9 protein-coding genes and 1 pseudogene are annotated in these 9,165 nt (G+C 67.8%); 4 read left to right on the top strand and 6 right to left on the bottom strand.

Annotated elements, in window-relative coordinates; translation table 11 throughout:
- Window positions 1-134, bottom strand: a pseudogene (locus L995_RS33035) (GntR family transcriptional regulator); the annotation flags it as partial.
- A gap of 230 nt (window positions 135-364) precedes the next feature.
- Between L995_RS33035 and L995_RS12600 the strand changes: the two are divergent.
- On the top strand, window positions 365-2,257 hold the full coding sequence (locus L995_RS12600; RefSeq protein WP_156136052.1) for a S9 family peptidase: 1,893 nt from the start codon (window positions 365-367) through the stop codon (window positions 2,255-2,257).
- A gap of 52 nt (window positions 2,258-2,309) precedes the next feature.
- Here the strand turns inward: L995_RS12600 and L995_RS12595 are convergent, their stop codons facing one another.
- Window positions 2,310-4,136 (bottom strand): ABCB family ABC transporter ATP-binding protein/permease, encoded by a 1,827-nt coding sequence (locus tag L995_RS12595; RefSeq protein WP_047472074.1) that lies wholly within the window; start codon window positions 4,134-4,136, stop codon window positions 2,310-2,312.
- 41 nt (window positions 4,137-4,177) lie between these two features.
- Here L995_RS12595 and L995_RS12590 point away from each other — a divergent pair, with 41 nt between their 5' ends.
- Window positions 4,178-4,654 carry an acyl-CoA thioesterase gene (locus L995_RS12590; protein ID WP_012203278.1) on the top strand — a complete coding sequence of 159 codons (477 nt, stop codon included), beginning with the start codon at window positions 4,178-4,180 and terminating at the stop codon, window positions 4,652-4,654.
- Between the two features lie 75 nt (window positions 4,655-4,729).
- Here the strand turns inward: L995_RS12590 and L995_RS12585 are convergent, their stop codons facing one another.
- Window positions 4,730-5,395 (bottom strand): bactofilin family protein, encoded by a 666-nt coding sequence (locus L995_RS12585; protein WP_047217710.1) that lies wholly within the window; start codon window positions 5,393-5,395, stop codon window positions 4,730-4,732.
- A gap of 218 nt (window positions 5,396-5,613) precedes the next feature.
- On the opposite strand from L995_RS12585, the gene L995_RS12580 reads away from it, so the two are divergent.
- Both L995_RS12580 and L995_RS12575 read left to right on the top strand, forming a co-directional pair.
- Complete coding sequence (locus L995_RS12580) at window positions 5,614-6,081, top strand: MarR family winged helix-turn-helix transcriptional regulator (RefSeq protein ID WP_013804191.1); 468 nt, start codon at window positions 5,614-5,616, stop codon at window positions 6,079-6,081.
- A complete protein-coding gene (locus L995_RS12575) occupies window positions 6,078-7,457 on the top strand; it encodes an MATE family efflux transporter (protein ID WP_047472073.1) in 1,380 nt (459 codons plus the stop codon). The genes L995_RS12580 and L995_RS12575 overlap by 4 nt, the downstream gene beginning before the upstream one ends.
- A gap of 40 nt (window positions 7,458-7,497) precedes the next feature.
- On the opposite strand, the gene L995_RS12570 is transcribed toward L995_RS12575, so the two are convergent.
- The 3 genes from L995_RS12570 to L995_RS12560 all read right to left on the bottom strand — a co-directional run.
- Window positions 7,498-7,989 (bottom strand): thioesterase family protein, encoded by a 492-nt coding sequence (locus L995_RS12570; RefSeq protein WP_043819902.1) that lies wholly within the window; start codon window positions 7,987-7,989, stop codon window positions 7,498-7,500.
- The gene (locus L995_RS12565; RefSeq protein WP_013804194.1) at window positions 7,983-8,777 is read right to left on the bottom strand and encodes an enoyl-CoA hydratase; all 795 of its coding nucleotides are present in this window, start codon (window positions 8,775-8,777) and stop codon (window positions 7,983-7,985) included. The genes L995_RS12570 and L995_RS12565 overlap by 7 nt, the downstream gene beginning before the upstream one ends.
- 16 nt (window positions 8,778-8,793) lie before the next feature.
- Window positions 8,794-9,165, bottom strand: a 372-nt coding sequence (locus L995_RS12560; protein ID WP_047472071.1) for a thioesterase family protein, incomplete at its 5' end; no start/stop codon positions are given.

Genomic DNA, 9,165 nt, shown 5'->3' with positions numbered 1-9,165 from the left:
CCGCGTAGCTCGGCAATGCGCTCGCCTGCGGGCAGTTCGCCCGCAAGAATCATCTCGCGCAGTTGCAGCTGGGCCTTGATGACCTGGGAATGGCTTTCCGCTTCGGAGGCGGCGGGGGCAAGCTGGGGGCTCATGGGGCTTTGTCTGGATGGAATGGCGTGAATGTATACATCCAAGGAGATTCATGGTGCATTTTTCCGCAAAAACACGGGAAAACACCAATCAAATGTATACAATCAATCCCATCAAAGACAGTGTCCCGCTTGTTTGTATACAGCGCCATGGCATCATGGCCGGCTCCCTTTTTCCCCTGCCGCTGCAACCCAGGAGGTCACCCTTGCCGACGTTTTCCCGACACCCCGCCATGGCCGCCCACATCCTCAACCTGGCACGGGATGCCAGCGCCGATGTGCAGGCTCCGCAGGCCTATCCGATCAAGGACTTCTTCCGCAATCCGGAGCGCGGCTTCTTCCGCCTGGCCGATGACGGAAGCATGCTGGGCTTCATGCAGCCCGTCAGCGTGGACGGCCATCCGGCGCGCATGAACATCCATGTGCAGGCGCTGGAGGGCAGCACCCCTGTGGGCGAGCCGCGCCGCATCACGGCCGAGACCGAGCGCGACATCAGCAACTTCTTCTGGAAGGGCCCGGATGTAGTGCTCTACCAGAAGGACTTCGGCGGCGACGAGAACTTCCATGTGCTGGCAGTCAACGCGCGCAGCGGCGAAGCCACCGACCTGACGCCCTGGGAAGGCGTGCGCGCCAGCATCGAGGACGACCTGGAAGACGACCCCGACCATGTGCTGATCAGCCACAACCGGCGCGATGCCGAGGTCTTCGACGTGTACCGCGTGAACGTGCACACGGGGGCGGCGCAACTGGTGGCGCAGAACCCCGGCAACATCGTCGGCTGGCAGACCGACCACGCAGGCCGCGTGCGGGCCGCCGTGGCCAGCGACGGCCTGAACAGCGCCCTGCTCTACCGCGACGACGAGGCCGGCGAGTTCCAGACCCTGATCACCACCGATTACCGCACCAGCGTCAGCCCGGCCTTCTTCACCTTCGACGACCAAAAGCTCTACGCCCTGTCCAACCGGGGCCGCGACAAGCTGGCCCTGGTGGTCATCGACCCGGCCCGGCCCGATGAGGAAGAGGAAATCTTCGTGCCCGAGGAAGTCGATCTGGGCGCGGCGGCCTATTCGCGCAAGCGCCGCGTGCTCACCCTGGCCGCCTACCAGACCGACAAGCCGCAGTACCGTTTCTTCGATGCCGAGACCGAAGCCCTGTACGGCCGGCTGGCTGCGCAGTTGCCCGGCTACGACTTCGCCATCCAGGGCGCCAACCGCGCCGAGGACAAGTTCATCGTCGCCGCCTTCAACGACCGCACGCCGGGCGCGCGCTACATCTACGACGCGGCCGCCGACGCGCTGACCAAGCTGGCCGACATCAACCCTGCCATCCCCGAGTCCGCCATGTCGCGCGTGCAGCCCGTCAGCTACACCAGCCGCGACGGCCTGACCATCCACGGCTACCTGACCCTGCCGGCCGGCCGCGAGCCCAGGAACCTGGCCTGCATCATCAACCCGCACGGCGGCCCCTGGGCCCGCGACGGCTGGGGCTACAACCCCGAGGTGCAGTTCCTGGCCAACCGGGGCTTTTGCGTGCTGCAGGTGAACTTCCGGGGCTCCACGGGCTATGGCCGCGCGTTCTGGGAAGCGGGATTCGGCCAGTGGGGCCTGAAGATGCAGGACGACATCACCGACGGCGTGCACTGGCTGATCGACCAGGGCATTGCCGACCCTGCGCGCATCGGCATCTACGGCGGCAGCTATGGCGGCTATGCCACGCTGGCCGGCGTGGCCTTCACGCCCGACCTGTATGCGGCGGCCGTGGACTATGTGGGCGTGTCCAACCTGTTCACCTTCATGAAGACCATTCCACCCTACTGGAAGCCGCTGCTGGACCAGATGCACGCCATGGTGGGCGATCCCGAGCGCGACAGGGAGCGCCTGGCCGCCACCTCGCCGGCCCTGCATGTGGACCGCATCAAGGCCCCGCTGTTCATCGCCCAGGGCGCGCGCGATCCGCGCGTGAACAAGGACGAGAGCGACCAGGTGGTGAAGGCGCTGCGCGAGCGCGGCGTCGAGGTGCAGTACATGGTCAAGGACAACGAGGGCCACGGCTTTCACAACGACGAGAACAAGTTCGAGTTCTACGAGGCCATGGAGCAGTTCCTGGTCACGCACCTCAAGCCCTGAAGCCGTCCAGGCACCCGGCCACCCGGCCGCCCGGTCCCTCGGCCGCCCCGCGCTACAGCACGGCGGGCTCCCCGCTTTGCTGCAGCGCCCACATGTCCGCATAGCGCCCGCCCGCCGCGACCAGCTGGGCGTGGGTGCCGCGCTCGACGATGCGGCCCGCGTCCATGACCAGGATCTCGTGCGCATCGACCACGGTGGACAGGCGGTGGGCAATCACCAGCGCCGTCTTGTTGCGCGCGGCGCTTTGCAGCTCGGCCTGGATGGCGCGCTCGTTGGCCGAGTCCAGCGCCGACGTCGCCTCGTCGAAGATCAGGATGGGCGGGTCCTTGAGCAGGGTGCGAGCAATCGCCACCCGCTGCTTTTCGCCGCCCGACAGCTTCAGGCCGCGTTCGCCCACGCGCGTGGCATAGCCCTGGGGCGTGGCCTCGATGAAGTCGTGGATGCGCGCGGCGCGCGCGGCCGCCACCACCTGCTCGCGGCTGGCGCCAGGGCGGCCGTAGGCGATGTTGTATTCCACCGTGTCGTTGAACAGCACCGTGTCCTGCGGCACGATGCCCACGGCGCCGCGCACGCTGTCCTGGGTCAGCTCGCGCAGGTCGTGCCCGGCGATGCGCACATGGCCGGACTGCACGTCGTAGAAGCGGAAGATCAGCCGCGCCAGCGTGCTCTTGCCAGAGCCCGAAGGGCCGACCACGGCCACGGTCTTGCCGGCGGGAATGGTGAAGCTCACGTCCTTGAGGATGGGCCGCTCGGGGTCATAGGCGAAGTCCACATGCTCGAAGCGCAGCTCGGGCGGTGCGCCATGGGTCTGCAGCGGCTGGGCGCCGGGCGCGTCGGCCACCTCGCGTTCCTTGTCCATGAGGGTGAACATGCGCTCCAGGTCGGTCAGGCTCTGCTTGATCTCGCGGTAGATCACGCCCAGAAAGCCCAGCGGGATGTAGAGCTGGATCATGAAGGCGTTGACCATGACCAGGTCGCCCAGCGACAGGCGGCCATCCACCACGCCCTGCGTGGCCCGCCAGAGGATGGCGACCAGGGCCGTGGCGATGATCAGCTGCTGCCCGCAGTTGAGCAGGCTCAGCGTGCTCTGGCTCTTGAGGCGAACGCGGCGCAGCGCCTCCAGGTTCTCGTCGTAGCGCCGCGCCTCGAAGCCCTCGTTGCCGAAGTACTTGACGGTCTCGTAGTTCAGCAGCGAGTCGATGGCCTTGGTGTGGGCCGCCGACTCCTGGGCATTGGCCTCGCGCCGAAAGCGCGTGCGCCACTCGGTCACCGTGACCGTGAACGTGATGTAGAACACCAGCGCCGCCAGCGTGATGGCCGCGAACCAGATGTCGAAGCGCAGCGCCAGGATGCCCAGCACCAGCGCCATCTCGATGAAGGTGGGCAGGATGCTGTAGAGCGAATACGAGATCAGCGACTCGGTGCTGCGCACGCCGCGCTCGATGTCGCGCGTCATGCCGCCGGTCTGGCGCTCCAGGTGAAAGCGCAGGCTCAGCGCATGCAGGTGCTCGAAGGTGGACAGCGCAATCGCCCGCGAGGCGCCCTGCGTGGCCTTGGCAAAGACCAGGTCGCGCAGCTCGGTGAACAGCGAGCTGGAAAAGCGCAGCAGCCCGTAGGCCAGCAGCAGGGCCACGGGCACGACGAGCACCGCGCGGGCATCGCCGGCCTTCAGATCCAGCGCATCGACCAGGTGCTTCAACAACACCGGCACGCCCACGTTGGCGAGCTTGGCCCCGATCATGAAGCCCAGCGCCGCCAGCACGCGCCACTTGTATTGCCACAGGTAGGGCAGCAGGCGCCGCAGCGCGTTCCAGTCCCGCGACGGTGCCGGGGTTGGGACTAAGGGTAAATCCGTAGGGGAAGCGCTCTCGCGTCGCATGAAAGACAATTCTCGGTTGTTATATTGACCCGATTGTGCCCATGCCACCCCGCCCAGACCTCCCGCCCCATCCCTTGCCCGCAGACAAGGAGCTGGTTCTCAAGGTCATTCCCATGCCTGCCGATGTCAACGCCAATGGCGACATCTTCGGCGGCTGGGTGATGGCGCAGGTTGACTTGGCAGGTTCGGTGCTGCCCTCGCGCCTGGGCCAGAGCCGCATGGTCACCGTGGCCGTGAACGAGTTCATCTTCAAGCAGCCCGTGCGTGTGGGCGACATCCTGTCGTTCTACTCCAGCGTGCAGCGCGTGGGCCGCACCTCGGTCACGGTCGATGTCGAGGTCTATGCCGAGCGCTTTGCCGACCAGGGCCGCTTCGTCAAGGTGACCGAGGCCCTGCTGACCTACGTGGCCATCGACGGCCAGGGCAAGCCCCAGTCGCTGCCGGACAACGACCAGGTGCGTTCCTGGCGCGCAGCGGCCGAGCGCAATGCAGAACGCAAGCAGCAGCAGGCCGGCTGAACCCGCCCCACTTCTGCAGCCATGAAAAAAGCGACCTTTGCAGGTCGCTTTTTCATTTCCGGCAGCAGAGATGGCTCATGCCAGCGACGGCGTGACGCGCGGCTGCAGCGAGGCCGCTGCGGTGGCCGCAGCCAGGGCCGCGGAACTGCTGGCGGCGCTGTCGCTGGAGACGGCCGACGAGGAAGAGGACAGGCTGGAGGCGCTGGACGCCACGGCCGAACCCGAAGATGAACGCGGCGAGGAACCGGCCTCGATCTGGCCCGTGAGCTCGCCGCCCTCTTCGATCACCACCTTGCCGTAGCGGATCTTGCCGCTGACCTTGCCCGTGCCGTAGATGACCAGCTTCTCGCGCACGGTCAGCGTGCCGTCGAACACGCCATGGATCTCGGCGATGTCGATTTCGGCCGTGCCGTGGAAGGCACCCTGCTCGGCGATCTGGATCACGCGCGAGTCCATGGTGGCTTCCACCGTGCCTTCGACGACCAGCGTGTCGCAGTCGGTGATCTCCACGCCCTTGAGCTTGATATTGGGGCCTACGGTGAGCTTGCTGCCCTGGGAGTCCTGCGCCACGGCCGATGCCTGGCGCTGGGCGGTCGACGGACTTGTCACGCTGGAGCTGGGCGTGACGGCACCGGAGGGGCTGCCGCCCGTACCGGTGGCGCCTATGCCGCTGCCCAGGGTGTTGCGGGAGGTGAAAGCATCGTTGTCGCGCTTGCCAAAGAACGGGTTCTGAACAGCCATGGGTGGGTCTCCTTCGGAAAAATCCGATGCTACGCACACGAACTAGCAACAAATGCCGGCATCTCGCAAGAAAAGTAACCAGATGGTTCTCCCGTTTCATGTGCTTGCAAGCCTTTCTCGATCACACACCGCGCATGCGCAGGTCGCGCAGCGGACATGCGCAAATCAATAGGTGCATCTACACTCATTTCCATTCCAGGCCACCTGCCCCACGCCCCATGACCTCCTCCACCTCAAGCGCCGCCAGTCCGGTCTGCACCTGCTTCATGGTGCGCAGCCTGTCGCGCAAGATCTCCCAGCTCTATGACGACACGCTCGCGCCCAGCGGCCTGCGCGGCACGCAGTTCAGCCTGCTGGTGCAGGCGCGCAATGCGCCCGACGGCCCGCCCACGGTCTCGGCCCTGGCCGAGCAGCTGCACACCGACCGCACGACGATGACGCGCAATCTGCGCACGCTGCAGCAGGCTGGCTTCATCGACCTGGTTCCCGGCGCGGATGCGCGCAGCCGCTGCGTGGTGGTCACGCCCGAAGGCCGCGCCCGCATCCGCGAGGCTGCCGCCCTGTGGCGCCAGGCCCAGCAGCGCGTGCGCGAGCTGTGCGGCAGCGAGCAGATCGGCGCGCTGGAAAGCCTGGTGCTGGGCATGCTGCCCGTGCTGGAAACCGCCACGCAGGAGAGCGCGGAATGAACGCCGCCCTGCCCTCCGCAGCCCCTGGCGCTGCGGCCAGCGGGTCCGCGCATCCGTTGGTCAGCGGCCCCATCGCCTCCACCCTGGTGCGCCTGGCCGTGCCCAACATGGTGGCGCTGAGCATGTCGGTGCTGGTCGCCGTGGCCGAGACCTACTACGTAGGGCAGCTGGGAACCGTATCGCTGGCGGCCATGGCCCTGGTGTTTCCGCTGGCCATGCTCACGCAGATGATGAGCAACGGCGCCATGGGCAGCGGCGTGTCCTCGGCCATCAGCCGCGCGCTGGGCGCAGGCGACGGCGCGCGTGCCTCGGCACTGGCCCTGCACTCCATCGTCATCGGCACCATCGCGGGGCTGCTGTACTCGCTCATCTTCGTGCTCTGCGGCGCCACCTTCTACGGCTGGCTGGGCGGGCGCGGCGAGGTGCTGGCAGCGGCCACAGGCTTTGGCGCCGTGCTGTTCAGCGGCGCCATCCTGGTGTGGCTGTGCAATACGCTGGCATCGGTGGTGCGGGGCACGGGCAATATGCGCATGCCGTCGGCCGTGATCTTTGCGGCCTCGCTGGTGCAGATCGCTGTCGGCGGCACGCTGGGGCTGGGCCTGGGACCCATGCCGCGCTGGGGCATGCCGGGCGTGGCCGTGGGCAACATCGCGGCCATGGCACTGGCCGTCGCAGTCTTCCTGGCCTATCTGCAATGGGGCCAGCAGCGCCTGCAACTGGACTGGCGCAGGCCCCGCCTGGCCTGGCCCATGTTCCGCGACATCCTGCGCGTGGGGGCCCTGGCCTGCCTGTCCCCCGTGCAAACGGCGCTGGCCGCGCTGCTGCTGACAGGCATGGTCGCCCGCCTGGGCCCGCTGGCACTGGCCGGCTACGGCATAGGCCAGCGGCTGGAGTTCCTGCTGATCCCCATGGCCTTCGGCGTCGGCATGGCCGCCGTGCCCATGGTGGGCATGGCCATGGGCGCAGGCCAGGTGGCCCGCGCGCGCCGCGTGGCCTGGTCGGGCGGCGCCATGGCCGCCGCCCTGCTGGGCGTGCTGGGCCTGGTGGTCATGGTCTGGCCGCAGCTGTGGTCGGGCATCTTCACCGGCGACCCGGCCGTGCGCGCCTATGCCGACCTCTACCTGCGCACCGTGGGCCCGGCCTTCGGGCTGTTCGGCCTGGGACTGGTGCTGTACTTCGCCTCCCTGGGCGCAGGCCGCGTCTGGGCGCCCGTGCTGGCCGGCACGGTGCGCCTGCTGATCGTGGTGGTGGGCGGCGGCTGGCTCATGTCCAGCGGCCTGGGCAGCGCCCAGTCGCTGTTCATTCTGGTCGCCGTGGCCATGGCCGCCTATGGCGCCGGCACGGCCTGGGCCGTGTGGCGCACGCGCTGGGGGTGAAGAAACGCAAAAAGAAGGCCCGCAGTCAGCGGGCCATGCTTCAAGAAACGATGTACGCCGCCGTCCCCGTGGACAGCAAGCTGCCATCGGCCCCCAGGAATTCCATGCGCGTGTTGGCCACGCGCGAACCCAGCCGCAGCACCTCGGCGCGCAGGATGAATTCGCTGCCGATGCCGGGGCGCAGGTAGTCCACGCGCAGGTCGATGGTGCCCAGGCGCGAGAAGCGGTGCAGGCGCTGCAGCGGTGCGTCGTCCATATGCTTGGCGCCGATGGCCGCCATGACGGCCAGGCCGCCCATGGAGTCCAGGCCGGCGCTGATCACGCCGCCGTGGATGCGCTGGTAGGCCGCGTGGCCTATGAGCTCGGGCCGCATGGTGATGCGGCCTTCAACCCGCTCGGGCAGCACTTCGGTGATGCGCAGGCCCAGCACCTGGTTGAAGGCGATCTGGCGCTCGAACACCTCGCGCAGCCCGGCGATGAACTCGGGCTCGAACTGCACGGGCGCCTCAGAGGCCTTCGTGGATTTCAGCACTGGCTGAAGTCCGGCTTGCGCTTCTCCATGAACGCGGTGAACGCCTCCTTGGCAGCAGGCCCGCCCATCAGCTTGCCGAAGCTCGCACCCTCCTCGGCCATGCGCTCGCGCACCAGGCCGGACTGGCCGGCCTTCATGAGGCGCTTGGTCTCGATCAGGGCCGACAGCGGCTTGGCGGCCAGCTTCCTGGCCTGGGCCTGGGCCAGCGCATTGCATTCGCTGGGCGGCACGACGCGGTTGACCAGGCCCACTTCCAGGGCGGCCTCGGCCAGGAAGGGCTCGCCCAGCAGCAGGGCCTCGGCCGCGCGGTGGTAGCCGAGCATCTGGGGCAGCAGCAGGCTGGAGGCCGCTTCGGGGCACAGGCCCAGGTTCACGAAGGGCAGCGAGAAAGCCGCGTTGTCGCCCGCATAGACCAGGTCGCAGTGCAGCAGCAAGGTCGTGCCGATGCCCACGGCCGGGCCGCAGACGGCGGCGATCACGGGCTTGGGAAAGGCGGCGATGTTGTGCAGGAAGCGCCAGACGGGGCGCTGCTCGCCCTCCGGCCTGGCGGCGCCGCCGGCCGACTGCTTGAGGAAGTCGGCAATGTCGTTGCCCGCGCTGAAGATGGCCATGTCGCCCTGGAAGACCACGCAGCGCACGGCGGCGTCTTCGCCGGCCTGGGCCAGCGCATCGGCCATGCTGGCGTACATGGCCTCGGTGATGGAGTTCTTCTTGTCGGCGCGGTTGAAGGTGATGGTGCAGACACCGGCTTCGGTGTGCACGAGGATGTCCTGGGTGGTTTCGCTCATGATGGTCTTGCCTTGCTTATTCCTTGAAATACACGATCTGGTGGCTGCTCGCCAGCATCACGCCGGCCTCGCTCCACAGCTGGGCGCTCTGGTCGAAGAAGCCGTTGCGAAATTCCTGGCCGCGCGCCTGGGCCAGCAGGTGGCCCGTGCCTGCGGCAGCCAGTTCCTCGCGCCCCGCATGGAAGTAGACGGTGATGGACACCGTGCCCGCCGGGGTGCGCTGTGCGCGGCGCAGCCACACGCGCGGGAAGAATACGTCAGCCAGGCCGGCCAGCGCGCAAAAATCCAGTGCGCGCGGCGGCTCGTCGCGCACCCACAGGCGCGTGAGGCTGTCGGTCTCGCGGCCATCCCAGGTCTGGGGAATGATGCCGTCGAGAAAGCGACGCGG

Source organism: Delftia sp. ZNC0008 (genome assembly GCF_000799035.1).
In the GTDB taxonomy this organism is placed as follows: Bacteria; Pseudomonadota; Gammaproteobacteria; order Burkholderiales; family Burkholderiaceae_C; genus Comamonas; species Comamonas tsuruhatensis.
Note: the sequence above shows the minus strand (reverse complement) of the source record. Positions and strands in the feature narration are given on the sequence as shown.